This window comes from Rhodoferax sp. (assembly GCF_028689295.1).
Lineage (GTDB): Bacteria > Pseudomonadota > Gammaproteobacteria > Burkholderiales > Burkholderiaceae_C > Rhodoferax.
In genome coordinates, this window is sequence record NZ_JAQTWL010000015.1 from 62,318 (window position 1) to 87,132 (window position 24,815).

A 24,815-nucleotide genomic window follows, 5' to 3' on the forward strand; every position below is an offset into this window, starting at 1 on the left:
ACAAGGCTAACGCCCGGTCATCACAAAGCTGGCTTGACCGCAAATGACTCGATAGCCTTTCGGTCATACTCGATGCCCTGGGTCAGACTTTGCGCTTTTTTCAGCCGGGCCTCGTTCAGCAAGGCCTGGCGTGCTTCGCGCATCAACTCGGCTCGCACCTCGGCAAAGGGGCGCTTTCCGGCGGCGCGCCGCTCTTCCAGACGAATGATGTGATAGCCAAACTGGCTGACAACGGGCTCGCTCAGGTCGCCGGGTTTTTGCAGCGCATCGAGCGCATCCTCAAACGGCCTGACCATCTGGCCAGGACCGAAGAAGCCGAGATCGCCGCCGCGCGCTGCGCTGCCCGGGTCGGTGGAATGCTGTTTGGCCAGCTCGGCAAAGGAAGCGCCGGCACGCAAATCGGCCAGAATCTTCTTGGCCTTGTCAAGTGAAGCCGGTCCCTCGTTGCCGATCAGGATGTGGCTGGCCCGGGTTTGTGCCGGCGCCTCGAAGCGCTGGGGCTTGGCGTTGGCCTTGTAGGTTGACTGCGCATAGGCATCCAGCGCGGCCTCTGAAGGCTGATTCTGGACATCCAGGCGGGCCAGTCGCGCCTCGGACAACACACGGTCGCGCGCCACTTGCAAAGTTGCCGCCGTTTGCGGGTCGTCCTGCAGGCCATCTCGCTGGGCCTCTTGGGCCAAAGCACGGCGCACCAGCAAATTGGTGGCAATCTGCTGCACATTGTCCGGACTGGACAACACGGTCAGTCGCTTGTCGGGTGGAATGCGCTGGCTATCGGCCAGCACGTCGTCTGCAGAAACGGCGACGGCATGCCCACGCGCCATGATCAGCGGCTGGGCTTGGGCTGACAGCCCCGCTGCCATAAAAAGCGCGGCCATACCGGCGCGCGACACCTTGGTAATCAAAACGTTCAAAATGATCCTGCCCTTGAAATTCGATGAATCCGTACACGAAAAAAAGGCGGGGAAACCCCGCCTTTTTTATTGAAAGCCAAAAAACTTATTTGGCTGGGGCATTGACAGGACCAGAAGCCCTGACAGCACTGTTGTAGCGGTGATCCCAATTGGCACCGAAGGTGCTGGCACCAGCGGTAGCACGCACAAAGGCGCCACCGAGGACCGGCAGACCCCAACCCACTTGTGCACCTGGCGTTGTCAAATTGATCCAGCCATCGGTATAAGTCGATGTCTGGATGTCCTTGACGGTCAGCGCAGCGTTCAGCACGCCAGACTGCGCAGCACCCGGGTTGTTGATGGTCAAGATACTGGCTTCACCGCAGAACAGCACCGGATCAGGCAGGGTGTTCGGGGAAATCACCACGTCGATCGTGCTGGCGGGAGAATTTTCGCTTTGATCCCACACAGAGTACGTCACGTTCTTGACGCAAATCTGATCACCGTCAACGGCAGTGTTGCCTGCGGTGAACCAGCGTTGCAGCAGGTCGTTGTACACAGGCTCCGAAGTAGCCGGAGCATAGTCCATGGCAACGCTGTAACGACGGGTAGGCATCGAGAACACCCAGTCAGTCGAAGCATTGATGTCAGGATTGGTCAGGTACTCGTTGATCACGTTGTCAACCGAAATGGTCCGGGTCAACTGACCAGCTTGTTCAGAAGGCTGAATATCAGCGGGCAGACCAAACAAACCGGCGTCAGTCAGATAAGGCGTGGACATGTCAGGCAGGTCATACAGAGCTGCTGCAATGAACCCACCGACCAACAACGGATCAGCCGTGAACGTATCGATCAGCGTCGGGTCAGCAGCTGTTGCGACTTGCGGGAAGTAAACAATACGGCCCAGACCGTCGGTACCTTGGCTGGTAGAAGCCAGGACGGCAGGCGTGGTAGAACCCCAGGCAGCAGCATTGTTGACGTTGATGATGGTCCAGTTGCCCATCAGGCCCGTGGAGGGGTTAGCCAAGCCAGCTTCGACATACAGACCGTAGGAGCGGTCGGTGTCGAGGTAGGTCCAGGCGGTACCCTTGCAAGGCGCCACGCCGTCCACGTGCTTGATGGCCGTGAAAAGAGCAGAACCCGGGGGCACGTCAGCCATGTTGAAAATTTCAACGTAACCTTCACGGGTATTGGCGGCTTTTCTCTCGGCAGTCCAGGTGCTCTTGAGGCGAGCGGTCACAAATTCGCCATTGACGTTGGCTGGTTTGGTGCAGCTGTTGTCAACAGTCGTCAACCGGGCTTTGCCTGAAGCAGCGTCTTGGCTGACATTGGCATTCCAGACGTCGCCGGGCGACAGGAAGACCTGGAAGTCATACACGTCGTCAGAGTTGGCAGCGCCGCGGAAGCGGACCTTGACAGCTTTGCCGTTGACCGTGTCAGTGTTGACCAGGTTGATCAGGGTGGCATGCTCGGTTTGGGCGGTGTAGTACGGAACGATCAAACTGTGGCCAATGCCATTCTTGCTGATGTTCTGTGTGTCTGCCGTTGCACCAGTCGAATCAGCTGAAGTGATAGCGTGTGCGCCACCAACCAGACCCAGGCCGCCGATGGCGGCTGCAATACTCAAGGAGAGAAGATTTTTTCTCATGGATACTCCACAGTTGTTGAAAGTTAGAAAGCGCAAAGTAAATTGGAATTACGCTGAGGATTATGTTAGCACAAGCCTTGTGATGAATTTGCTGAAATTTCGCTAGCTTTAAGCACAGTGTTGATTAAATACAACGGATCAAGGCCACTCTTTTAAAAACTGACAGTCAATGGGTGAAATCGATAGTCATTCCTCCTGTAGAAAAAAAGCTCCGGTTTTATTCTATGGGAGACACCTGCAGCCTGCAAGAAGCTCATTGTCCCATGCGGAAATCACAAACGGATGTGTCTTACCGGCACAACAGGCTTAGAGTCGCTCGGCCAGCCACCATTGGCCGTCTTCAAACACCCATGACTCATCAACGGTCGCAGTAATAACCGTGCCGAAACGCTTACCCAGTGGCGGTTTGACACCGACTTCGACGCGAGCAGTGCATTTGCTGGCCTCTGGACAATTCACACTGAAGACCTTGGCAGACACCCGCTGCACGGCAACACCCTGACGGCTACGAAAAGTGTCTTGCGACACCAGAGCCCGGTAACTGGGCATGGCGAAGGAATAAACCTTGGCATAGTCATTGGCCATCACGGCTTGCCAGCGTTCGGTGGAACGCTGTTTGACCCGCTCTTCTGGCGGGCTGTTATTGAGCGTGGCGCAGGCGGCCAAGGCCATGCAGGCGCCGATGGGCAGCCACCGCAAGCTACGGCTGGCATTCAATGGGGGCTTGGCGAGCTGACGGACCGGAGTTTTGGTTTCGGCAATTTGCATGTTGTTTTTTGCAGATGAATGGATGGAAAAGCCGAGCTGAGGCGGGTTAGTGGTGTAGCGCCTCTTCCTGGGGTCGTGGCGGCACTTCAGGCGGGTAAAGTGTTTTCATGCGGTCTTTGAGTTCCTGACCCAGCTCACGCATGTCTTGCGAGGTACGCACGACACGCGGTGTGATGATGACGAGCAACTCGGTGCGATTGGTGCTGTTGGCGGTCGTGCCGAACAAGTTGCCGAACAGGGGAATGTCCACCAGCCCCGGCACACCGCTTTTGCCATTGGTGGTGTTGTCGCGAATCAGCCCGCCGAGCACCAGGGTCTCGCCGGAGCGCACCGCCACCTTGCTGGAAAACTGGCGTTGCAGAAAGCTGCGCTGACCGGTCGCTGCGTCCACCTGACCCACATCGGTAACCGCCTGGCTGAGTTGCATGGTCACCATGTTGCCGGCATTGACCGATGGCGTGACCGTCAGGCTGACGCCGGTGTCCTTATATTGAATGTTGGTGCTGACGTTGCCGCCGGAGGTGGTGGTCTCACCGACCTGGATCGGCTGCTGGTTGCCCACCGCGATGCTGGCGGTGTAGTTGTCGAGCACCATCAGGGAAGGGCTTGAGATCACCTTGACCAGCGACTTGTCGGCCAGAGCGTTCAGCACGGCGCGCACATCACCCAGGGAGTTGCTCAACGTGTATGAAAAACCCGCTGGCGTATTGCCAAAGATGGCGCCACCCACCAGGTTTGGAACCGTGCTGAGCAAGCCAGCCCCGCCCAGCCCGGCGCTGGTGCGAGCTTTGTCGGTAAACGACCACTGAAGACCGTATTTGAGGTCGTCATTGAGGGTGACTTCGATGATACTGGCCTCGATGAGCACCTGCGTCGGGGGAACGTCGAGGCGTTTGAGGGTCGATTCAATTTTTTCGTATTCACCTTTGGTGCCGTAAATCAACACGGCGTTGTTGATTTCATCGGCCATCACGCGCAAACCGCTGTTAAGGGTCAGAGAGGTCAGGCCGGTGCCCTGAATGGTGCTGGTGCCTGCACCAGCCTGGTTGCCCGCCGCGCCACCCCCCGCCAACCCCAGGCCGGCACTGTTAAAGCCAGCGGTATTGGCAGAGGATGGTTTCAGGCCGGGTGCCACGCCACTGCTGGCGGATTGCGACGACGAGGATGCGCCGCCGCCAAAGAGACCGTTGAGAACGTTGGCCAGATGCTTGGCATTGCCGTTTTGTACGGCATACACAAAAAGCTGTGCTTCAGCAGAATTGCCACCGGGTTGATCGAGCTTTTCGATCCAGCGCCGGGCTTCATCCAGATAGGAGGCACGCGAAGTGACGATCATCACGCTGTTGATGCGGGCAATCGGCAGAACGCGCAGCGCCCCCACCAGTGGCAACGAGGTGGGCGTGCTGTTGGCGGTTGCGGCCCCTGATGCATTGCCAGACAGCATTGCCGAAGTAGCACCTGTACCGGCACCGGCACCGGCACCGGCACCGGCACCTGCGCCTGCGCCAGCACCACCGGTCGTGAAGAGGCGCAGGGCGGCTTCGACTTCGCTGGTGGTCACATGCTTGAGCGGAAAAACGCCAACCGACATGCCCTTGAGCATATCGATGTCAAAGGTGTTCACAATGTCAAGCCAGCCTTCGGCCTGGGTACGGGTGCCCACCATCACCAGCAGGTTGCGCACCGTGTCCACCCGCACGATGGCCTCGGGTGTGGACAGGGGCCGAAGGATGCTGGCCATTTCACCGGCGCCAATATATTTGAGGGGCACCACGATGGCACCGTAGCCGGGGGGCAGCGGTCCACTGCCGCCTGACTGACGAATGGCAGGTACGATGCCCTTGAGAGCTTCGGGGCGGCCTATGTGGTAAACGCCCCGGGTATCACGCGCCATTTGCAAGCCATTGGCCTGCAAGGCAGCTTCGAGCAGCAGCACGGCTTGATCGGAAGATATCTGGGCTTGGGTGGCCAGGGTCACGGTGCCGTTGATGGGCGGGTGAATGACGTAGTCCACCTTGGCAATTTCCCGCAAAATCAGGCTGACGACATCGGCCAACGGGGCTTCTTCGAATTTAAGCCCAGCCGCCACGCCAACGATCTGCCCCTTGTTGCTGATGGGGGCAAGCACTTGATCATTGCCACGAATGATGCGGGTTTGCATAGTGTTGTCTTCAGCCGCCGGATCTCCTGGAAGCGCATATGCCGGCAGCCACGCCAAGAGCGCGAGAGCCAATAAGACAGTTCGTTTTGTGGTCAGAAATAGAGTACTCAACACAATCCTTATCTATTTATCGGGGGCAAGCCGCGGCTTGCGCGCGATTCATTTAAACGCCTTAACCTGTCACGAGTTTCGTCCTGTGAATTTTTGGATATGCCGCCAGCGCCTGATTCTGGCGCAGGCACCGGGGCAGACGCCGGGCGGGCACTGGAGGCGGCAGCTTTCGGGCTGACCGCATTAAGCCGGGCATAGGACAAATGCAACTTACGGCTTGTAGTGCCTTGGGTAAAGGTGACATCCCGGTCGTCAATACTCTTGAGGGTCCATGAACCAATGGTTTCGTTGATCTTGACACGCCGCATCTTGTCCTCAACCCGGGCGATGATACCTGCGTTTTCACCCGAAAAAATTCCATGAAGGTGGATGTTCGCCAGTGGATCAGGTGGCGGCGGCGGGGTTGGCGCAGGGGGCGGTGGCGGTGGTCTGCGATCAGGCGCAAAGATCGGACGCTCGAGAACCGCGGCAAACCTGGACGGATCATTGGCAGCGGCATCGACCCTGGTTGGGCCAACTGGCACACTGATGTCAGGCGGCAACGCTTTTGGAGCCACCCAGGTCACATGACGCAATTGGGCATTTTGATCGAACCAGAGCCAGGCCAGGCCGCCCACAAAAAGCAAGACCAGGAGCAGCAAGAAGCGCACGGGTCGGAACCGCATGTAAGCGTGACTCATGGCTGCACTCGCAGAACAAAAAGATTGAACTGGCCGCCCAGACGCTGCGTGCTGGCCGGTTTGACCGCGCCAATGGTTTGCAGCGACAGGCTGTCAACCAAGACCACAGGGTGCTGACTTGAAAGCTTGATCAAGGCGTTTTGAATGCCGGCCAAGTCACCTTCCACCCGCAGGTTGATCGGAATACGGTCGAATTTAAGCTCTTCCTTGGGGGACGGGAGCACTTGAATACTGATGATGTCAAGCTTGCTCTCGGAAAATATGCCACGAATACGCTGCTGCGCATCGTTACCAGCTTGCGTGATGTCTTGCGAAGCCGGGTAAACCAGTGAAGCCAATTGTTGACTCGCTTTTAAGGTCATCGCTTTGAGGTCAGCCTGCCGCTCCAATAGACCAGCCAGGCGCGCATAACGAGGCTCCAGGTCGGCCAGATGACCCTCGATGCGCTGATGATGGATCCAGACAAACAGGCCCGCGCCCATCAAAGGCGCCAACAGGGCGACAACGGTCAGGGCCTGCAGCCATGCGATTCGATTGATGATCATTCGACTCATGATGCAGGTTTGAGTTGCGCCGGATCCAGCGTGAATTCAATCGTGAAAGATTCACGTGGCGCGCCCAGGGGTTTGGTGGCAGGAGCCGGCGCCTTGACATCACGCAGGCCTGGCGTGCTCCCGAGTTGTTTCATGAGGGCGGCAGCATTGCCGGTCTGTCCGGTCATCATGACTTTTTGGCCTTGAAGTTGCAAAGTGAGCAGGGAAGTGTCGTCGGGTAAAGCCTCGGTGACGAGCTTGAGCGTCTGCAAAGGTGGCACCGATTTGTCGGTGAGAAGCGCGAGACTGCTCAGTTGATCACTCAAACGCACCAAAGCTTCACGCTGGGCGATGGCTGGACTGACCTTTTGACCCAGGCTGGTCATCGCCTGATTGGCTTGCAGAGCCCGCAGATAAAGTTTAATGCTGGGAGTAAAAGCCATGGCAGCCAGCAACGCCAGCGCCACCAGGACAAGTACCACACTGGTCCAGCGCCAAATTGTGCTTTGGCGTTGGCGGCGGGCTTCACCAAAACCGGGCAACATGACGAATCCGGGTCCTTGTGCGCGGGCGACCCAAATTTCGGCATCCTGCAATTTCAATGGTGCGTGCACTGACTCTGCGTGCTGCTGAATCAATTTACGAGAAGTCAGCACAACTTGCACGCGCAAGGTGTTGCCTGGCTGCTGGATGATTTCATGATTCCAGATGACATCAGTTGCCGGAAATGGGCTGAGCGCCTGTATTTCGAGGGTGACCGCAGCCTCAAGCTCGGCAGACTGGAGTTTTGGGAGCTCAAGGGTACGGCGTAGCAGCAGGTCTTCGGGCAACAGAACAGCCTCGAAACGGGCTGACTGGACGCTTTTATCCGCATCGGTCAATGGTGCGCGCAGATCAAGGCTGATCGCTTGGCCCCCTGTGGGTAAATGCACGCGCACCGCTTGCGTTGGCCAGGCCCAGGCAAACACGGGCCATTCCAGCATGTCTCGCCAGGCGGCAAGAAGGTCACGCCAAAGCGAGGCCAGGTCAAGGCCAAAAAAATGGGCCTTGCCGGGTTGCGTGAGGGGTCTCGTGGAGACGGGCGAAGTGAGCATGGTGGTTGACAATTCAGTTGTTTGGCTGGCGCATGCGTTGCACTGATTGCTGCGAGCCAAGGACGTGCCACGGCAAGCCCGACCGAGGGTCGGTGCTCCACGACACTCGCCAAGCCTTGCTCAGTAGCCCGCCATCAGGCATGCCGATGCCAACTTGAAATTGCAGGCTGTCCGATGTGGTCATTTCAATATGGTCTGGTTTGAAAAAAGAGCTATCCATAAGATTGGGATTGGCGTCGCGATTGGCCGCAAAAATAGCTGCCCGGGATACATCTCCGCCTGATAATACTTGGAGCACGCCCAGCGGAGCGGCCATGGGATTAACGCGTCCACTTGCCGTTATGAGATCTGATGTGATCAGAGATTTGATCTTAGCATAGAGGTCATAAGTCATGCCCGACACTCGCAACAGGTCTTCAATGCTGTGAAAACCCAGTGCTGTTCCCTTGACGTTTTTGGTCTGCCGGGCGTCAATTGTGGCTTGCGCCAAGGCCTGAGCTGAGCCCGGGTCCATGCCTCCGGCATAGTGATAAAGGTCGGCGAGGAGCAAGGCGCTGGCATTATTGATGTCAATGAGTCCATTGAGCGGTCGAACCGAGACATCGCTGATTCGGCCCTCGAATTGAACCTGAATGGTCTGGATGGTGATGGGCAACTCGGTTTTCTGTGCGTCCATGCCTTGAATGGCCAACAAGATCGCAGCATCGGCCAGCGCACTGGCCACAAGGGCTTGACGCTGCAATCCGATGGTCCGAGCTTCGCTGCGCACGGCCTGTACGACGCCAGTGATGATGAGCCCCATGGCGGCAACCAGCCACAAAACTGCAATCAAAGCCACACCGCGCCGTTTCATTCCCGGGCATTTCATCGTACTGCGCCCCCCCCAATGACAGTACTGCCTGAGCCGCTATCGCTTTGTGGCAAAGCGCGAAGCGTTATGTTTATGTTCCACTCAGGCCATTCCCCTTGCGCGTCCACCACGCCCAGGCGCACCTGCTCGGGCAAGCTGTCGGTTATCGGCCAGCCGCTTTGCCACCCAGCGGGCCAGGCTTGCGCAGGGTTGTATCCTTCAGGAAGCAATCCTTGGGCCTGGACACTGATTTGCTTGATGCCACGAAGGAGAACACGTGATTCTGAACTCGACCAATCGGGCCAAGCGATGTCAGGCTTCCAGGGCGAGAATTGCAGCACCAGTTCATTGCTTGTCTCGGTGTCTTTCATCGCAAGCCGAAAAAAATGGCGCCCTCCGACGTTGGACCTGGCGGGCAGGATACCAACCCAAGTCAAGCTGTCTGGCGTAGCAACAAATGGCACGATAGTTTTGCCTGTGGCTCCGGGCGCTTCGAGCGACGTGGCCGAAACACGGGAAAGGGTCTGCTGCAAAAATGCGCGTGCAACGCGAATTTCATCCAGGCGCTCCAGCCGCTGGTCGATCTTGCTTTCGGTCTGCGCCATGGTGCGCAAGGCGGATACGAGCCCGATCATGATGATCGACAGCAATGACATGACGACCAGCAGTTCCAGCAGCGTAAATCCCCGCTCAGAGCCGTTTAACGGCAAATTAAACTGTCGCACCGCCTTATTTTTCAAAAGCAGCGGCTTGCCGGCAAACGCCATGCCCGAAGTGTTCACTGAGTTACCTCGTTCGGTCGCGGCTTGCGCTCAGGCAGCAACGTGACCAGGTCAAGCTGGCCAGGTCGCGAACCCATTGTCCAGGACACCGATAGCCTGATTTCGTGAAGCGGAACAGCCAGCGGGGCGTTGATGCCACCGGCATAGGGCTGACTGCGCACTTGCCATTTGAATCCAGCAGATTCACCGTCTTCGTTCCAGCCGTTTGCCCGCACACTGCTGCGGCCGGCCAGCAATGACTCAGCCAACCAGGCGGCTTGCTGATGCTGAACCACGTCTGCAACATGACGCGCACTGCCACCAGCCACCCGGTACAGCAAACCCAGGGACATGGCCATGATGGCGAAAGCCACCAACAATTCCAGCAAGGAAAACCCATGCTGAAGGTCGCGCCGCCTGCAACGCGTTGATGACCCGACACGTCGTTTCATGGGGTGCGCGGCTCTTGGGTAACTTGCCCGAACAACCAGTCAACCCGAATGCGAACGCCGGCACCAGATGGCCTGACCAGTTCGATCGTGCCACCTGATGAACCACCTTCCGGCATAAAGACGATGGCTGCATGCTGTGTCTCTGTCGGCTGGGCGTTGGTGCCTACGGTGGTTTTGAGCTCGAGCGAAGCAGGCAATGTTTTCATGGGGCTGCCTTCAATACCAAACTGTCGTGCTGACAGATCAACATTAAAAGCCACCGTTTGGCCGTAAGCCAGCGCCATCTGACGGGCCTGCTTGAGGTCAACCACCATGGCGCGCACGGTGTCACGGTATTGGCTGATTTCACGCAGCCGATCAAAGGCAGGGGGCACCAACGCGACCAACAAGGAGCCAATGGCCAGCACGACCAGCAACTCGATCAGCGTAAACCCTCGCTGGTGGCGCTCGACCTGATGCTGTTGTTGGTCAGGGCTTATTGCGGATATCGGCGTTTTCACCTTCGCCGCCCGGTAATGCGTCAGCTCCCAAAGAAACAATTTCGATCTCGCCGTTAGCCGTCGGGCTTGTGAATTTGTAGGAGTTCCCCCACGGGTCATTGGGCACACCACCTTTGAGGTATGGGCCGTTCCATCCGTTGGCAGCGGCGGGCTTGCTGACCAATGAGTCCAGGCCCTCGGCCGTCGTCGGAAAGCGTCCGACATCGAGCTTGAAAAGTTCGATGCTTTTTTCAATGTCGGCAATTTGTACAGCGGCGGTCTTGGATTTGGCGCCACCCAGCAAACTTAAGACGCGCGGACCAACCAAGCCGGCAAGCATCGTCAAAATGGCAAGCACCACCAGCAATTCGATCAGGGTGAAGCCTTTGTTTCGCCGCATTACGGACGGCATTTGGGAGAGGGTTAGTTGCATTGGCGATCACAATTGTTTAAAAAAAATTATAGGTGAGTTCCAAAACCCAGATAGTCACCGCCCAGCCTGGAAGGATTAAACCCTAATGTAGCGTCGCCGCAGTCTCAGAAATGGGCCCTCAACAAAACGCATGCTGAGGTAACCGATGGGCATCATCGCAACCAGCGCCAACAAGGACACGGGCAGCGCCACATAAAAATTGGAGATATCGAGCACATTGACGTGAATCCATTGAGCAACGGTAAAGACAAAGTAGAAATGCAGCAGATAGATCGAGTACGAGTATTCACCTAGAAGGCTGAACATTTTTGACAGCGGTCCATCGCCATGAGAAAAAGATCCGTCGTACCAGGCGATCAGTCCGGCAAATGCAGCGCCTTCCAGGGTTGGGAGCACGATCCAGAGTCTGGATGGTGAGGGGTAGGATGGCTGCAGGTAAAACCCCCCCTGGTGATCGAACCACCAATACAGTGTGACGAAAGCCACGGCAATGGCCACAGCTCTGCCGTGGTAACCGATCAGATGCGAGCGGCCGTGAAAAGCGATGATTCCGAGAACAAACTGGTCAATACGGCCAAAAATGGTTCCGTAGGCAAGATGCTGAACTTCACCTGTCCAGTAATGGATGCCGGCCCGAAAAAGGATGGCCAACACCAGCAACAGCCCGAGCCCCTGGTACCAGCGCCGAAGGCAATACAGCAACAAGGGTAACAGCAGGTAAAAATGCAACTCAATCGTAATGGACCAGCCACCATTTGGCCATGTGGGCCAGATGAATCCGCCTGGCAAGGCGCGCAGGTACTCGTACGCGGCCCAGATGTCGTGGCTGACTAGCGCCTCCCTTGCGGCATTGATGGCCATGACAAGCAGCAACAGGGGCATTAGTCTGAGTAATCGATTCCAGAAAAAAAGAGGGTAGCTGACGCGTTTTCCATCCAGCAGTTTTGCAAACAGATAACCGCTCAAGGTCATAAACAGGGCAACGCCGACATGCCCTTCGTCAAACAGCACCAGCGGACTCCAGACCGGCCCACCTTCGAACGAGACGGGTGATCCCTGGTGTCCGTGCGTGAAGTGCCAGACAAACACCAACATGGCAGCCAAGGCACGAACATGATCAAGTGCTATGTAGTGCTCGCCAGACGTTGCCTTCATCGTGAATTTACAGGAAATCCCCTACACAGCCAAGTCGTTCACCGACAGGATGCCCAGCATGATCGACACGATGATGGTGGCAATCAGCAAGCCCAGCATCAGGATCAGCAGGGGTTCGAGCAAGGTCAGCCCACGTTTGATGCCGGTTTCGACATCACGGTTGAAAATACGGGCCAGTTCAAGCAACATGGGCCCCAGGCGACCCGTTTCCTCACCAACCTTGATCAGGTTGATGGCCAGGGGCTCAAAGATACCGCTAGCCTTGAATGCGTCAACTATTTTGCCGCCCCCTTTGACCTTGGGCACGACGCCTTCAAGGGCTTGGCGCAGCTTGAGGTTGCCAACGGTTTGCGTTGCAATGTTCAGGGCTGAAATCAGGGGCACTCCATTGCCCAGAAGAGTGCCAAGTGAACGTGCAAACAGGGTGAGGTCGTACTTGAGCATGAGTTTGCCCACCAGTGGCAAGCGCAAGGCACGCGTTTGTCGCCATTGACGCCCTGACGGTGTGCGCCACCAGCGCCTCAGCAGCCCGAACAGAACGACCAGGCCAAGACCCATCATGAGTCCGTAATCTGTAAAGACGTGCCCGATGGACATGATGATCCGGGTAGGAGTAGGTAGGGCGTCGCCCATGCCCTTGAACAGGGTTTCAAACTGGGGCACGACAAACCCCAGCATGGCGATGATCGAGAGCACCGCCACGCCGAGCAGGATGGCGGGATAAATGGTGGCAGACACAACGCTTTCGCGCAGTGCCCGCAGTCGCTCCAGGTGCTCAACCATCCGCTCAAGCACATCACTAAGCTGACCGCTGGCTTCGCCGGAGCGGATCATATTGATGTAAAAGTCACCGAACTGCTGCGGATGGCGCTTGAGCGCGCGACTTAAGGGAACGCCACTCTTGACATCATCAAGAATGGTCTGGCTCAGGCTGATCATGGCAGGTTTGGCGCTCATTCCAATGAGCACCCGCAATGCGCTGTCGAGCGCCAGGCCGGCCTTGAGCATGATTGAGAGTTCGCTGGTCATCACCAGAATGTCAGCCTGGGTGATCGCGTTGGATGCAAACAGTCCCCCGAATCGGGACGAGCCCGAAGGCTGTTCGGTCGGCGCCAGGGCAAGGCTGACGACGGCCCCCCCCGCCTCGCTGATCTGCAACGGCGTCAGGCCCTGAGTACGCAGTTGGATCATGGCCTGCGCGAGGCTCGCGGCCTGAATGTGACCTTCCACGATTTGCGCGTCAGCTCGTGCGGCTTTCCAGAGAAAATTAGACATCAGCGTGGTCCTGCGTCACGCGCAGCAACTCGTCCAAACTTGTGACACCATCTGCCACCTTTCGCAGACCGTCTTCATATAAAGTATGCATGCCCGAAGCAGTCGCTTTGGCATGCAGGGCGGAGGCGTCCAGCCCATCCAAAATGCCGCGACGCATACTGTCGTCAAGGACGAGCAGCTCATGGATACCGCAGCGACCGTCGTAGCCGGTCCGTCGGCAATGCTCGCATCCAACTGCACGAAACAGCTGCGCCGGATTCAATCCGATGCGCTGCAGACCACTGCTGACCACCAGACTGGGGTCTGGTGCGTAGGCCGATTTGCAGTGCTCGCACAGACGCCGAACCAACCTTTGGGAGATCACACCATTCACTGACGATGTGATGAGGTAAGGCTCAATGCCCATATCTTGCAGCCGGACAATGGCTCCTGCGGCGGTATTGGTGTGCAAGGTGGAGAGCACCAAGTGACCCGTTAACGCCGACTGAACCGCAATTTGTGCGGTTTCGCCGTCGCGCATTTCTCCGATCATGATGATGTCGGGGTCTTGTCGCAGGATAGAGCGCAAAGCACTGGCAAAGGTGAGCCCGATTTGCGGGTGCACCTGGATCTGGTTGATGCCTTCGAGCTGGTATTCCACAGGCTCTTCCACCGTGATGATTTTGTGGGCGGTCGAATCAAGTTTGGACAGGGCGGTGTAAAGAGTGGTGGTCTTGCCGGAGCCAGTGGGGCCGGTAATGAGCAGAATGCCGTGCGGGCGGGCCAGCAACTGATTGAAGTGTTCCAGGTTGTCTGGCGCAAAGCCCATGGCCTCCAGGCTGTAACGCACGCTGGATCGGTCCAAGACACGCATGACCACGCTCTCGCCATGCACGGTGGGTACGGTGGAGACGCGCAGGTCAAGTTCGCGGCCCTTGACTCTGGTTTTGATGCGCCCATCTTGCGGCAGGCGCCGCTCAGCAATGTCTAGATGTGCCATCAGCTTGACGCGCGAGTTGACGGCAGCACTGAGCTGCGACGACACGACTTCAGCAACATAGATGACACCGTCAACCCGGTAACGCACGTGCAGTCCATCGTCGAATGGCTCCAGGTGAATATCGGAGGCGCGCAGATCGATCACGCGGCCAATGACCTGATTGACCAACCGGATCACCGGGGCCTCGCTGGCGAGGTCTTTCAAATGCTCGACAAAATCGCCAGCATCGGCTTCAAAACCGGGCTCTTCTTCGGCATCAACTGCCTCGTCGCCGGAGGCAAGCGCCCGCTCGATATCTGAGGCAACCGCCGCACAGGGATAAATCGTCAAGCCCGTGGCCAACTCAAGGGCCTTGAGAATGAACGCATCGTCGGGCGCAGCCATGGCCACGGTCAGGCCAGATTCATCGAGCTGCAACGGATAAACATGGTTGGTTCGCAAAAAATCTGGCTGCAGACCCTTGACCTCAGGCGTAAGAGACGGAAATTCTTCTGCAGCGACAAAAGGCAGCCCAAGCAAACGAGCCTGTGCCTCTGCCACATCAAGCTCGGACACCAATCCCAAATTGATCAAAACGGCGGGCAACAAACCACCCGCTTCAGCCTGCGCAGAGACGGCACGCTCCAGATCCCGAGCCGAGAGTTTGCCCATGCTGACCAGCAAATCACCCAGGCGGTGCTGTTTTTCTTCAGGTTTGAGGCGACTCGTCAAGGTATCAGTGGCTGCGGTCATAAAGTGTCTGCACGGGTTTGTATCAATAACCTGTTATGGTAATGGCAAACAGATGTGCCTCATCAGGTTCGCTTGTCAATGCAGCGCGCCTCAACGCGATTTTGCAGAATTGAGGGCTTGCGCCAATGCCAACGCAATCTGTTGCATCGCAGCTTGCGACAACAGATGGTGCCATGGCAATCCCAACGCGCAGTAAGCCAGCTTTTCAGTCACCGCCAAGGATGTTGCCGGGGTTCCCCAATGGCCTGAGTAACGCTCAAACGCTGGATGTCGGTGCAGCGGCGGATAGTACCAGCGGCGCGTTTCAATGCCGGATTGCGATAGCGCCCTGGCGACCACTTCAGCGGCCATTGGCAAGGTGACAATCAAGTTTGCTGGCGGCATGGATGTTTCAAAGCCGGACTGACACTGCACCTCATCAAGCGCCGCCAAACACTCGTGATAATGCGCCCATTGCGCACGTCGCCGGATCTGCATTTCTGGCCAGCGAGACCATTGAACAAGGGCGATAGCTGCTGCGTATTCGGACAACTTGGCGTTGGTTCCAACCAGAGTCGATAGCTCATTCTCAAATCCGAAATTCGACAATCGACGCACACGCTCTGACAGCTCGGCATCACGTGTGACAAAAAGACCGCCTTCCCCGATGCCGAAGGGTTTGGTGGCATGCAGGCTGAACGAGGCGTGGACAAGTCTTCCGATGGCCTGGTTGCCAAATGCCGCGGCAGCATCCATCAACACGGGAATCCCGGTGTCTTCAACGAACTTGTCCCAGGCGACCACATCCAGCGGGCAGCCAAAGGTGGCAACCGGCATGACCAGGGCGAGTGGATGTTGCGCCGCCGTCGCTCGCGCCAAGCTGGGTGTCAGTTGCCAGCTATCAGCGGCGACATCGCTGAAAACAGGTTTCAAGTTGTTGCGCAAAAGGGCCGAGGCCGTCGCCGGAAAGGAAAAGGAGGGCAACAAGACATTGCTTCCCTGAGGCAGCCCCAATGCGGCAATACCCAGTTCAAGCGGGGCCGTGCCTGAGTTAAGCGTCACGACCTGCAATGCTGGCAGCTCACCCATGCTCAAGGCCAGTGGAATTGGCCACTGTTGACTCAGCTTTGCCTCGAATTCCTTGACCAGCGGGCCAAAGTTTGTGTACCAGCGTGTCGCGTCGATCCTGCGCAGGAGCGGCAGCAAGTCTTCAGCCAAGGGCAGGTCGGGCAGGAGCAGTTTGATGGGTTGCATAGGGAAACTTGTCATTGGACGTTCCCAACACCATGAACATCCATCTCCAGGTGTTGTACTGGCAAACCTGCACACCAGCGGTGCCACATCATGCGAAATGCGTGCGACATCCACTTGGCGACGGTTTCTGGCTGCCGCAGTGGCGCATCACTCATTCGTTTGCGCAAGCCTGTGCGCAGGCTTGCCAACTCGTCGAGCGAATTTGTCCAGTGCACTGCAATCTGAACAAACTGGGCGATGTCTTGTGCGATCCAACCTTCAAGCCCGCAGCGGCCGATCACGGCGGCTGAAGCACAATGCGCGCGCAATGGCCCCATCAAGGTGACGACTGGAACCCCCATCCACAAGGCAAAGTTGGTGGTGGTGCCACCAGTGTATGGCCAAGTGTCAAGAATGATGTCCACCCTGTGGTGGAGTGCCAAATAGTCATATAGCGGCACTCGTGGTTGAAACAGCAGGCGCTCTGCTGCAACACCATGTAACCCGAACTGATCCTTCAATCGCTGCGCATGGGCCGCATCCGACACATTTCCCAACATCATGACTGAGTTGGGAACGGCGAGCATTACCTGGCACCACGTCCTGATCACTTGCGGTTGCAACTTGTCAGGGCGATTGAAACTGCCAAAAGTGATGTGTTTGCAGCCCAGCGCGGGCAACTCGTTGATATCAGGCGCCTCGAATTGAGGGACAAAGGTGCCAGAGGATGGAAGGCGGGCAAACTTCTCCACGTAATAGGGTTCATGCAGACCCACTGGAGAATTAAAGCGATCACCCAGAACATAGTCCATGGCACTTAGTCCGGTGGTATTGGGATAACCAATCCAGCTGATTTGAATGGGAGCGGGTTTTCGAGCCAAGGTGAGCATCCGGTTGTAGGCCGTGTGCCCGCTCAGATCGACCAGGATATCTATGCCATCGTTGATGATTTTCTCGGCCAGCGCAGCGTCTGTCATCCTTGAAACCGAATGCCAATGCGAAAAGTATGCCTGCAGTCGTCGAGTGATATCGTCTTCTGCCGTATGGGTGTAATAAGCATGAAGAACACATCCAGATTGCTTGCGCAACTCGGCCAGCACCGGCTCGACAAAATGGGACACCGCGTGGTTGCGAAAGTCGCCTGAGACAAATCCAATCTGCAAAACCCGTTCAGGGTCGCGCACATTGGCATGCTTCGGCCAGGTTTTGACAAGGGGCGCCTCGAACCTCTCGGCAAAGCGACAGTGCTCGGCAAAGATCGACTGCGGACTCATTGCCTCGCTGTGACTCAGGCAAAACAAATAGCCGCTATAGGCTTGGGCAAAGTCCGGATTGATTGCCAAGGCCTGACGATAACTCGCCAGCGCCTCATCAAGTTGCCCAAGATGACTCAGCGCCGAACCAAGGTTGCAATGCACATCGGCCAAATATGGGTTGATGCTCAGCGCGTGGCGGTAGCTGTTTTCCGCAGTCTTGAGCTGCCCCAGATCACGCAAGGCGTTACCCAAATTACTGTGGGCCTCTGCAAAATCTGGCTCTATCTCAACTGCCTGGCGACAACTTGCCACAGCTTCATCAAGACGCCCAAGATCACGCAAGACCTTGCCCAAATTATTATGGGCTGGAGCATTTCCGGGCTTGATCGCCAGGGCTTTCCGAAAGAGGTTTGCAGCGGCTTCATTTTCTCCACGCTCGCAGAGAACGCTGCCCAGATTGAGGTACGCCTCGGCAAAGCGGGGATTGGCTGCCAGTGCCTGGCGGTAGCTGGCCTCGGCTTCGTCGGTCAAGCCGCGTTCGCGCAGGGCCAGCCACAGGTTGCCGTAGGCATTGATGTCGCCGGGAAATAACTCCACAATCCGCTGCAATACCGCCAATGTGTTTTTTCCCACATCTGTTTGCCGCAAAGTCTCCGCTCCCTGGCGATTCATGCAGCATTTTTTGAATTTTTTTCCACTGCCACAATGGCAAGGATCGTTCCGACCCAGAGGCATCCGTATCTCCTTTGCGCGTCAATTGGTTTTGCCACAGAACGACCAATAATTTTTCATTCTAGGGTATGCCTGACCGATGCATCATCGACCTCTATGTCAATACAATCTCGGCCAAGCAGGAACCCCTCACCTTTTGTCAATTTATGGCGATTCAACGCTTGAAAGGTCTGGTCAATGATTCGGTTTGTACTTGTATTTCTGGCTCTTTTGATTGCACTTTTTACCGCGGAACTCACGCACCCGGTTCAAAATGCCATCGTTCTGCCGTGGACCAGCCTGTTGGCAAAAATCAGTGCCATGGTGCTGGGTTTTTTCGATAGCACTGTCCTGTCTTATGGCAAGGTGTTACAGAACTCGGTCACCGGCCAGGGAGTGTCCATTGAGGCAGGTTGCAACGGCATTGAGGCCAGCCTGATCCTGTTCGCTGCGGTGTTGGCCTACCCGGCTTCGTGGTCGATGCGTCTGGCTGGTCTGGTCGTCGGTTTTGTGGCAGTGCAGGCGGTCAACGTCTTACGTGTTATCGCGCTGTTTTATCTGGCTGGACAAAGCAAGGCCATCTTCGAATTTGCGCATCTCTACCTTTGGCAGGCACTGATCATGCTCGATGTGCTGGTGGTGTGGCTGCTGTGGGTGCGCCAGGTAGCGCGTCATGAAGCGCGCATGGAGGTGGCCAATGCGCCAGCCCAGTAGTGTCATCGCCATTTTTTTCGTGCGCGCCCTGGCGTTCCTGGTGCCTGCATTGGCGCTGTGGTATTGGGCGCGCGACTATGTGGTGATGCCCGTGGCCTGGCTGGCCGGTTGGCTGATGCGCTACTTCTTTCCCGGCTGGGTGTCTGGCAGCGAGCTCGACGGCATCAATCTGACGCTGTTGACCCGCTTGACCGTACCGCATGTGTCGGGGCAGATCGCCGAGCTCACGCCGGAAGTCAGCGTATTGACCTATTGCTACGGCCTGCCGCTATTGGTGGCGCTGTTGCTGGCCGCCCGCGCCAAAGGGTTATGGTGGAAGCTGCCGACGTGTGCAGTTGGCTTGTTGCCGTTTCAGGCTTGGGGCGTGTGCTTTGCCTGGCTACTGCAGGTGGCGGTTCAGTCTGGTCCGCAAACACGCGCCGTCACTTACTTCAATGCCTGGGATGTCAATCTGATCGGCTTGGGAAACCAGATTGGCTTTTTGTTGTTGCCAACGCTGGTGCCCATGCTGATGTGGCTGTACCTGGAGCGCAGCTTTGTCATCACCGTGGCGGTCGAGGGGGCGATGGAGGGCACGGTATCGCGTCATTAGTAATGGGTAATGCGGAGCTATTCAATATCATCGTCCCGCGCTCTTTAAGACACGCTTGATTCGTTCAAATCAAAATAAGGCAATATTTCCTGATATAGTTTTATTATCGCAGTGCTGCCTGGAGAGCTGGAATCAGTCCAACGATAGAGTTGACATTGAATTATTTGTAAGGAATTCTTGATGCGCAAATTCTTGAAATCATCACTGCTGAGGTTCTTTGCAGTTGTATTCCTCATTTCTTCCTTTGCGGCCGCCGCGCAAGCGCAGATATTTTTCGTGCCGTCAAATGACCCCACTGGCCATGTATTTTCAACCAATACCAATGATGGTTGGAGTTCAAGTCGTGGCGTCGTCTTCCAGGCCACAGCGACACAAACCATCACGGGTATCGGACTCTATCAGGACCTGACTGGCGTGCTGGTCAATTATGAAGTCGCTCAGACAACCGGTGCCAGTGGCGATATCAGTGTCGGCAAGACGGTGCTGCGCTCGGGCAGCAACACCTTCACCACAACCGGTTTGCAGTACATCACTTTCCCGATTACACCACTACAACTGATGGCCGGGAATTTTTACCATGTGCGATTTGACTTCGCTGGCAATTCGAACCAGAACTTCTTTTATGATAACGACAACGTCGCTTTCAGTCAGTCTGGCTTCGCACAAATTGACGGGACACAAGGTGACGATACAGGTAATTCAGTGATGCCACGCATCCAACTTTTGCAGGCGGCGGCAGCGCCAATGCCGATCCCGACGTTGTCTGAATCGATGCTGGTGGCACTGGCTTTGCTACTTGCTGGCGGCAGTTTCGTTGCTTTGCGCCGACGTCCTTCTTAATCAAAGCCACTGGCCTTGACTGACAGCAGAATCAAACGAGCAAAAGTTTGAGATCAGGTTGGCAAAGGCGACGTTTGTCAAAATTAATCATCTGATCAACAAAAGATATTCAGATTTCGATTTGATGGCGCGTTTGAGGTTTGTGACTTTTATAGTGGACTATTTGACCAGGATTTCCAACGACGACGGCATCATCGGGAACATTCTTGTCAACAACAGCGTTGGCGCCAACAGAAACATTGCGGCCGATCGTAATGTGTGGATAAACCACGGCGCCCGGCCCGAAAAAACAAAGATCGCCAATCGTTACTTTTCCCCCAATGTGGGTGCCTGGGCAAAATTGGACACAGTCGCCAATTCGTCCTTCATGTCCAAGTGAGGTGAATGGCTGAACTATGGTATTCAACCCGACTTGGCATTCCGCTCCGATCAGACTCTGGGCATGCAAAAAGGAACCCTTGCCAACGACGCAGTCGGTCATCAAAGACGACGTCGGGTGGACGATGCTGACCAGCTCAAATCCACGGGCGATCAAAAGGGCTGATACACGAGCGCGCGCCCGGTTGCTTCCAATACAAACCATGGCTTTCGTGATCCCTTTTTGCCTAAAAAGATCAAGCTCGTCCATGCCGCCCAGTACCGGATAGCCCAGAACCCGTTTTTCATTTTCTCTGTCGCCTTCTTCCAGTAAACCTGCCAACTGCCATTTGGCTTGGGCTTGCAGGACACTGATGACTGACTTGGCATGCCCTCCCGCGCCAAACAGAATGATGGTTCGATCTGAAATCTCAAACATAATGGAATGGATTTTATGGAAAGCCTGCAGATTTCAGCAAGATGAATAACCCATTTCGACGAAGATCCTTTATTACCCATTCGGCAGCTTGTTCATTGGCCACTTGGTTGCCGTCAGCATTTGCCCAATCCGGCAGGACCATTCGCTTGTTGGCGCTGGAGCCTGCTGCGCAGTCTGATATGGTGGCTCGGGCATTGCAGGACGGTTTGGCAGCTGCGCTTGACACGCGTGTCATTGTCGAGAACTATGGTGGCGCCGGTGGAAGAATCGCTGCACAAATGACTCTGCGCAGTGAACCCGACGGATACACCCTTCTGGTCGGTGGCGCCAACAATATGGTGATGTCGCCGTTACTCAGCCGCCAGGCCGGGTATGAGCCACTACGGGACTTTGTGGCCATTGCTCCTCTTGCGACTGTGCCTTTCGCCCTGGCGGCCTCCAAGCGTCTTGGCGTTTCAGATCTTGCTGGACTAATTTCCGTTGCACGATCTGCCAAGCAGTCACTTTCTGGCGGCTCTGCCGGTTTGGGTGGGTCGGCACACATTGCGTTGGAAGTGCTTTTTCAACAACTTTCACTGCCGCTCTTACATGTGCCATTTCGTGGTACCGCGTCAGCCACACAGGAAGTATTGGCAGGGCGCCTTGATCTTGTGGTCACTGATTTGCCGCGTTTACTGCCACTTGCACGCGATGGGCAATTACGCGTTGTGGGTGTGACAGGCTCACACCGCTCGGCGTTGGCCCCGGAAATTCCGACTCTGGCTGAACAAGGTGCGCCAGGGTTCCGGGTTGAGCCGTGGTATGCACTCTTTTGCCGGTCTGAAGTTGCGCAGTCCCGCATTGAGACGATTGCAAGCGCCATCAATCGCGTGACAGCAGAACCTGCGTTCCTTAGACACCTGAAACGCATAGGCTTTGAGCCCTGGAGCGATTCAGTTGAAAGTGTGTATGGGCGTATGAAACAGGATCATGACCGGGTACTTGCGCTTCTTGCCAGTGGTTTGCTGCACCGTGAATGACAAATCAAACAGAAAACTTTTTATGAACAAGAAAACTATCACCCTGCTTTTTCTCTCTGGCGGGAGTCAGGTCACGCAATTTTTGATGACCACTCTTGTCGGGAGACGGGCTGACATGCGTTTGATCGCCACATCGTCCATTGCGGATGATGCAGGGCTTTTTGGTTTCGATGCTGTCTATCTGGCTCCGAAGACAGCAAAGGATCCTGTCGGGTTTGAGCGCCTCATGGAAAAAATCATTACCAATGAAGGCATTGACCTCATCGTTCCAGCGCGCGATGACGACGTTGCATTTTTAGGCGCATGGCGCGATCGAAATCCGGATCGCTCGCATATGGCCGCCGTGGGGCCTGGCCATATTGCACGAATGGCTTGTGACAAGTGGCTGAGTCACGAATATGCAGTGGCGCATGGTTTGCCATTTGCCCGTTCGCTGCATGAAGCCAACCCATCGAGCATTCGGGCGTTTATTGACGAAGTTGGGTTTCCGGTACTGGCAAAACCCCGTGACGGGTTCAGTTCAAAGGGCATTTTCCTGCTCGATTCCATGAAGCAGATTGAACGTTGGCTGGCCGTGGGCAATTACGTGATTGAGGAGTACCTTGGCCCGGCAGATGATGTACAAAAGTTCCGAGAGGGGCTGGAGCATGACGGTGTTCCACTTTTTTATATGTTTCACGGGCGTCCGCGTTTTTCAGCGGAGTTGATCATTGGGCCGTCTGGCGATTTGGTGGGGGAATTTTGCAGCGACAACGAACCCCAATGGCGGTCCCGCTATGTTGAGCATTGCAAGGATGAGGATGGTGCTGCGTTGATGCGGCAGTGTGCTCAGGTGTTCATTCGCGACGGCTGGCGCGGGCCGTTCAACATTCAAGCGCAACGGGATCGAAAGGGTGTTCTGCGTATTCATGAATTCAATGGGCGTTTGACGGCACCAACCGCCGAGCGTTATTTCATGGGGCATGACGGGTTTGCGAAACTTGTCGAGGCATTTACCGGTTTTGAGCTACCGCCGAGTCCGTGGAACACGCATCCGGCACCTCGTGCCAATTCACAACTCTGCTCGCGGGCGGCCGATCCGCGTCAGGTGGAGCGACTGTTGTCTGAAGGGCACTGGAAGGCCGGCGTTTAGCTTTACGCCCGCGGCGAACCCAACTTGACCTTGGCTCGTTGCACGGAAGATCTAGATGCAAATGTGACTGCATGATCTGGGATAATCACCGTTTTTATTCATTTACTGGAGTCACCACATGGCCAAAGAATTCCGCACCGAAGCCGAGCGCAAAGCTACCCCCCGACCAGTTGCCCCCAAGGGCGTGTGTTTTACCGCCCCGCACGGCCAGATGCGCAGCCTGGAGCGTGGCGTGGCGACCAACAACAAGAAGAACCCCGGCAAGCGCTGCAAAAAAGGCGGTTGATTGGCCTCTTTGGCGCGACAGGCGAGTGAAGGACTCCCATCTCCTTCCTGCCTGCGAACCGTTTGGGTGCATCGCTCAGGAAACCGTCTGTAGCACATCAGCAACAAGTTCGGCAGAGAGTCCTGACCTGATCGTATTAAACGCGCACTTTTTCGGGTGACAAGAATAAACTGAAGCGCGGAAAGCCCGTCGCAGAGGTGGCGGAGCGGTTGTCATCAATGCAAGGGGAATCAACGTGACAGGCTTCAAAAAACTGATTCGTGGCTTCGTGCTTGGCGCAACGATGCTGATGGCGGCGGCCAGCGCGATGGCGCAAGGCCTACCCAAGCTTTTGATCATCTATGCGGGTTCCGTACCACCAACATCCGAAATGCTGGCAAGCGGAAAGTTCGCTTCGGTCGATTCCTTCGACGCGGATGCCGGCACACCCACGCTGGTCCAGTTGCTCCCTTACGACGCGATCCTGGCTTTCAGCAATTCGACTCCCTTGGACCCGAGTGGCTTGGGCGATGTCCTTGCCGATGCTGTCGATGCCGGGCGCTTCGTGACGATCGGAACGTACGGCATAAGCCTGCCTTGGGCGATCACCGGCCGGATGCAGACCACCGGGTACAACCCCTTGGTTATCGCGTCCAACGCTGACGTCAGCGGGACGTTGTCGGCTGTGGTGCCGACCGACCCGATCTTCACAGGCGTCACGCTCGCTGCCATCACCTACTCTCACAACAGCAATTTCGCGCACCCGACCCTCGACACAGGGGCGACGCTGCTCGCCACCGACGGCGCCGGGGTCAACATGATCGCGCGCAGCGCCAGCGGTCGTGTGATGGGGATAAATCTGTTTCCGGACGCGAGCGATAGCGAGAATAATGCCGAGTTCTACAAGCTCGTTGCCAACATCGCGTCCAACAACGCCATCGGCAGGGCACCGCAGCAGATCCCAACACTGTCCGAGTGGGCGTTGATCACAATGGCGCTGTTTGTCGCCGGGATCGCAGCGTTTTCGCTGCGCCATCGGACCCGCTGACCGGACTTCATACAAAAAAGACTCCGCAATCGGTCGATCGCGGAGTCTTTTCATTTACTGTTCACTCAATTGCCGGGCCGGACAGCGGGTCCGGGCGACGGTAATCCCCCCGATAAACCAAAGGCACCAGAAGTAGAATTTTCTTAGAAAGAAGTTCTACATGAAGAAATCGAGATTTACCGACAGCCAGATCATGGACGCGCTCAAGCGTGTTGAGGCTGGATTA

The 24,815-nt window shown here is 56.3% G+C and carries 25 protein-coding genes; 7 read left to right on the forward strand and 18 right to left on the reverse strand.

Annotated elements, in window-relative coordinates; translation table 11 throughout:
* Positions 1–20: 20 nt before the first annotated feature.
* The 17 genes from PHF15_RS12795 to PHF15_RS12875 form a co-directional block, all read right to left on the reverse strand.
* Positions 21–914 (reverse strand): peptidylprolyl isomerase, encoded by an 894-nt coding sequence (locus PHF15_RS12795; RefSeq protein ID WP_300121609.1) that lies wholly within the window; start codon positions 912–914, stop codon positions 21–23.
* A gap of 85 nt (positions 915–999) precedes the next feature.
* Positions 1,000–2,541 (reverse strand): cell surface protein, encoded by a 1,542-nt coding sequence (locus tag PHF15_RS12800; RefSeq protein WP_300121610.1) that lies wholly within the window; start codon positions 2,539–2,541, stop codon positions 1,000–1,002.
* 306 nt (positions 2,542–2,847) lie between these two features.
* A complete protein-coding gene (locus PHF15_RS12805) occupies positions 2,848–3,309 on the reverse strand; it encodes a hypothetical protein (protein ID WP_300121612.1) in 462 nt (153 codons plus the stop codon).
* A 46-nt stretch (positions 3,310–3,355) separates the two neighbouring features.
* On the reverse strand, positions 3,356–5,470 hold the full coding sequence (gene gspD, locus PHF15_RS12810; protein ID WP_300121613.1) for a type II secretion system secretin GspD: 2,115 nt from the start codon (positions 5,468–5,470) through the stop codon (positions 3,356–3,358).
* Between the two features lie 119 nt (positions 5,471–5,589).
* On the reverse strand, positions 5,590–6,261 hold the full coding sequence (locus tag PHF15_RS12815) for a hypothetical protein (protein ID WP_300121614.1): 672 nt from the start codon (positions 6,259–6,261) through the stop codon (positions 5,590–5,592).
* Positions 6,258–6,815 carry a type II secretion system protein GspM gene (gene gspM, locus PHF15_RS12820; RefSeq protein WP_300121616.1) on the reverse strand — a complete coding sequence of 186 codons (558 nt, stop codon included), beginning with the start codon at positions 6,813–6,815 and terminating at the stop codon, positions 6,258–6,260. The genes PHF15_RS12815 and gspM overlap by 4 nt, the downstream gene beginning before the upstream one ends.
* Positions 6,812–7,675 (reverse strand): PilN domain-containing protein, encoded by an 864-nt coding sequence (locus tag PHF15_RS12825; protein ID WP_300121618.1) that lies wholly within the window; start codon positions 7,673–7,675, stop codon positions 6,812–6,814. The genes gspM and PHF15_RS12825 overlap by 4 nt, the downstream gene beginning before the upstream one ends.
* A gap of 226 nt (positions 7,676–7,901) precedes the next feature.
* Entirely contained in the window at positions 7,902–8,741 is an 840-nt protein-coding gene (locus PHF15_RS12830) for a general secretion pathway protein GspK (protein WP_300121620.1), read from the reverse strand.
* A gap of 11 nt (positions 8,742–8,752) precedes the next feature.
* The gene (locus PHF15_RS12835; protein ID WP_300121622.1) at positions 8,753–9,520 is read right to left on the reverse strand and encodes a prepilin-type N-terminal cleavage/methylation domain-containing protein; all 768 of its coding nucleotides are present in this window, start codon (positions 9,518–9,520) and stop codon (positions 8,753–8,755) included.
* Positions 9,517–9,951 carry a prepilin-type N-terminal cleavage/methylation domain-containing protein gene (locus PHF15_RS12840; RefSeq protein WP_300121624.1) on the reverse strand — a complete coding sequence of 145 codons (435 nt, stop codon included), beginning with the start codon at positions 9,949–9,951 and terminating at the stop codon, positions 9,517–9,519. Before PHF15_RS12840 ends, PHF15_RS12835 begins: the two co-directional genes overlap by 4 nt.
* Complete coding sequence (locus PHF15_RS12845; RefSeq protein ID WP_300121626.1) at positions 9,948–10,451, reverse strand: GspH/FimT family pseudopilin; 504 nt, start codon at positions 10,449–10,451, stop codon at positions 9,948–9,950. Before PHF15_RS12845 ends, PHF15_RS12840 begins: the two co-directional genes overlap by 4 nt.
* On the reverse strand, positions 10,420–10,863 hold the full coding sequence (gene gspG / locus PHF15_RS12850) for a type II secretion system major pseudopilin GspG (protein ID WP_300121628.1): 444 nt from the start codon (positions 10,861–10,863) through the stop codon (positions 10,420–10,422). Before gspG ends, PHF15_RS12845 begins: the two co-directional genes overlap by 32 nt.
* A 75-nt stretch (positions 10,864–10,938) precedes the next feature.
* On the reverse strand, positions 10,939–12,018 hold the full coding sequence (locus PHF15_RS12855) for an acyltransferase (RefSeq protein ID WP_300121630.1): 1,080 nt from the start codon (positions 12,016–12,018) through the stop codon (positions 10,939–10,941).
* A 21-nt stretch (positions 12,019–12,039) separates the two neighbouring features.
* Positions 12,040–13,293, reverse strand: coding sequence for a type II secretion system F family protein (locus tag PHF15_RS12860; RefSeq protein WP_300121632.1), 1,254 nt, complete (start codon positions 13,291–13,293; stop codon positions 12,040–12,042).
* The gene (gene gspE, locus PHF15_RS12865; RefSeq protein WP_300121634.1) at positions 13,286–15,004 is read right to left on the reverse strand and encodes a type II secretion system ATPase GspE; all 1,719 of its coding nucleotides are present in this window, start codon (positions 15,002–15,004) and stop codon (positions 13,286–13,288) included. The genes PHF15_RS12860 and gspE overlap by 8 nt, the downstream gene beginning before the upstream one ends.
* 90 nt (positions 15,005–15,094) lie before the next feature.
* Positions 15,095–16,237 (reverse strand): DegT/DnrJ/EryC1/StrS family aminotransferase, encoded by a 1,143-nt coding sequence (locus PHF15_RS12870; protein ID WP_300121636.1) that lies wholly within the window; start codon positions 16,235–16,237, stop codon positions 15,095–15,097.
* A gap of 11 nt (positions 16,238–16,248) precedes the next feature.
* Entirely contained in the window at positions 16,249–18,207 is a 1,959-nt protein-coding gene (locus tag PHF15_RS12875; protein ID WP_300121638.1) for a tetratricopeptide repeat protein, read from the reverse strand.
* Positions 18,208–18,381: 174 nt separating this feature from the next.
* On the opposite strand from PHF15_RS12875, the gene xrtH reads away from it, so the two are divergent.
* The 3 genes from xrtH (at position 18,382) to PHF15_RS12890 (ending at position 20,329) form a co-directional block, all read left to right on the forward strand.
* Positions 18,382–18,897: an exosortase H gene (gene xrtH, locus PHF15_RS12880; protein ID WP_300121640.1), complete on the forward strand. Its 516-nt coding sequence runs from the start codon at positions 18,382–18,384 to the stop codon at positions 18,895–18,897.
* Positions 18,881–19,489: an exosortase H-associated membrane protein gene (locus tag PHF15_RS12885; protein WP_300121642.1), complete on the forward strand. Its 609-nt coding sequence runs from the start codon at positions 18,881–18,883 to the stop codon at positions 19,487–19,489. Before xrtH ends, PHF15_RS12885 begins: the two co-directional genes overlap by 17 nt.
* Positions 19,490–19,669: 180 nt before the next feature.
* Entirely contained in the window at positions 19,670–20,329 is a 660-nt protein-coding gene (locus PHF15_RS12890; protein ID WP_300121643.1) for an IPTL-CTERM sorting domain-containing protein, read from the forward strand.
* A gap of 109 nt (positions 20,330–20,438) precedes the next feature.
* Here the strand turns inward: PHF15_RS12890 and PHF15_RS12895 are convergent, their stop codons facing one another.
* Positions 20,439–21,125, reverse strand: a complete 687-nt coding sequence (locus PHF15_RS12895) for an acetyltransferase (protein ID WP_300121644.1) — start codon at positions 21,123–21,125, stop codon at positions 20,439–20,441.
* Between the two features lie 41 nt (positions 21,126–21,166).
* Here PHF15_RS12895 and PHF15_RS12900 point away from each other — a divergent pair, with 41 nt between their 5' ends.
* The 4 genes from PHF15_RS12900 to PHF15_RS12915 all read left to right on the forward strand — a co-directional run bounded on the left by PHF15_RS12900 (position 21,167) and on the right by PHF15_RS12915 (position 24,589).
* Positions 21,167–22,144: a tripartite tricarboxylate transporter substrate binding protein gene (locus PHF15_RS12900; protein WP_300121646.1), complete on the forward strand. Its 978-nt coding sequence runs from the start codon at positions 21,167–21,169 to the stop codon at positions 22,142–22,144.
* Between the two features lie 22 nt (positions 22,145–22,166).
* The gene (locus PHF15_RS12905) at positions 22,167–23,276 is read left to right on the forward strand and encodes a hypothetical protein (RefSeq protein WP_300121647.1); all 1,110 of its coding nucleotides are present in this window, start codon (positions 22,167–22,169) and stop codon (positions 23,274–23,276) included.
* Between the two features lie 118 nt (positions 23,277–23,394).
* Complete coding sequence (locus tag PHF15_RS12910; RefSeq protein ID WP_300121648.1) at positions 23,395–23,562, forward strand: hypothetical protein; 168 nt, start codon at positions 23,395–23,397, stop codon at positions 23,560–23,562.
* A 235-nt stretch (positions 23,563–23,797) separates the two neighbouring features.
* Positions 23,798–24,589: an IPTL-CTERM sorting domain-containing protein gene (locus PHF15_RS12915; RefSeq protein WP_300121649.1), complete on the forward strand. Its 792-nt coding sequence runs from the start codon at positions 23,798–23,800 to the stop codon at positions 24,587–24,589.
* Positions 24,590–24,815: the final 226 nt, after the last annotated feature.

What these genes read in the sequence shown, in the direction of transcription:
- PHF15_RS12875 (WP_300121638.1), bottom strand. Translation starts at nt 18,207, where the DNA reads ATGCCTCTGGGTCGGAACGATCCTTGCCATTGTGGCAGTGGAAAAAAA.
- PHF15_RS12805 (WP_300121612.1), bottom strand. Translation starts at nt 3,309, where the DNA reads ATGCAAATTGCCGAAACCAAAACTCCGGTCCGTCAGCTCGCCAAGCCC.
- PHF15_RS12885 (WP_300121642.1), top strand. Translation starts at nt 18,881, where the DNA reads ATGCGCCAGCCCAGTAGTGTCATCGCCATTTTTTTCGTGCGCGCCCTG.
- PHF15_RS12860 (WP_300121632.1), bottom strand. Translation starts at nt 13,293, where the DNA reads ATGTCTAATTTTCTCTGGAAAGCCGCACGAGCTGACGCGCAAATCGTG.
- PHF15_RS12890 (WP_300121643.1), top strand. Translation starts at nt 19,670, where the DNA reads ATGCGCAAATTCTTGAAATCATCACTGCTGAGGTTCTTTGCAGTTGTA.
- PHF15_RS12830 (WP_300121620.1), bottom strand. Translation starts at nt 8,741, where the DNA reads ATGAAACGGCGCGGTGTGGCTTTGATTGCAGTTTTGTGGCTGGTTGCC.
- gspE (WP_300121634.1), bottom strand. Translation starts at nt 15,004, where the DNA reads ATGACCGCAGCCACTGATACCTTGACGAGTCGCCTCAAACCTGAAGAA.
- PHF15_RS12910 (WP_300121648.1), top strand. Translation starts at nt 23,395, where the DNA reads ATGGCCAAAGAATTCCGCACCGAAGCCGAGCGCAAAGCTACCCCCCGA.
- xrtH (WP_300121640.1), top strand. Translation starts at nt 18,382, where the DNA reads ATGATTCGGTTTGTACTTGTATTTCTGGCTCTTTTGATTGCACTTTTT.
- gspM (WP_300121616.1), bottom strand. Translation starts at nt 6,815, where the DNA reads ATGAGTCGAATGATCATCAATCGAATCGCATGGCTGCAGGCCCTGACC.
- gspD (WP_300121613.1), bottom strand. Translation starts at nt 5,470, where the DNA reads ATGCAAACCCGCATCATTCGTGGCAATGATCAAGTGCTTGCCCCCATC.
- gspG (WP_300121628.1), bottom strand. Translation starts at nt 10,863, where the DNA reads ATGCAACTAACCCTCTCCCAAATGCCGTCCGTAATGCGGCGAAACAAA.
- PHF15_RS12895 (WP_300121644.1), bottom strand. Translation starts at nt 21,125, where the DNA reads ATGTTTGAGATTTCAGATCGAACCATCATTCTGTTTGGCGCGGGAGGG.
- PHF15_RS12855 (WP_300121630.1), bottom strand. Translation starts at nt 12,018, where the DNA reads ATGAAGGCAACGTCTGGCGAGCACTACATAGCACTTGATCATGTTCGT.
- PHF15_RS12905 (WP_300121647.1), top strand. Translation starts at nt 22,167, where the DNA reads ATGAACAAGAAAACTATCACCCTGCTTTTTCTCTCTGGCGGGAGTCAG.
- PHF15_RS12840 (WP_300121624.1), bottom strand. Translation starts at nt 9,951, where the DNA reads ATGAAACGACGTGTCGGGTCATCAACGCGTTGCAGGCGGCGCGACCTT.
- PHF15_RS12900 (WP_300121646.1), top strand. Translation starts at nt 21,167, where the DNA reads ATGAATAACCCATTTCGACGAAGATCCTTTATTACCCATTCGGCAGCT.
- PHF15_RS12800 (WP_300121610.1), bottom strand. Translation starts at nt 2,541, where the DNA reads ATGAGAAAAAATCTTCTCTCCTTGAGTATTGCAGCCGCCATCGGCGGC.
- PHF15_RS12815 (WP_300121614.1), bottom strand. Translation starts at nt 6,261, where the DNA reads ATGAGTCACGCTTACATGCGGTTCCGACCCGTGCGCTTCTTGCTGCTC.
- PHF15_RS12870 (WP_300121636.1), bottom strand. Translation starts at nt 16,237, where the DNA reads ATGCAACCCATCAAACTGCTCCTGCCCGACCTGCCCTTGGCTGAAGAC.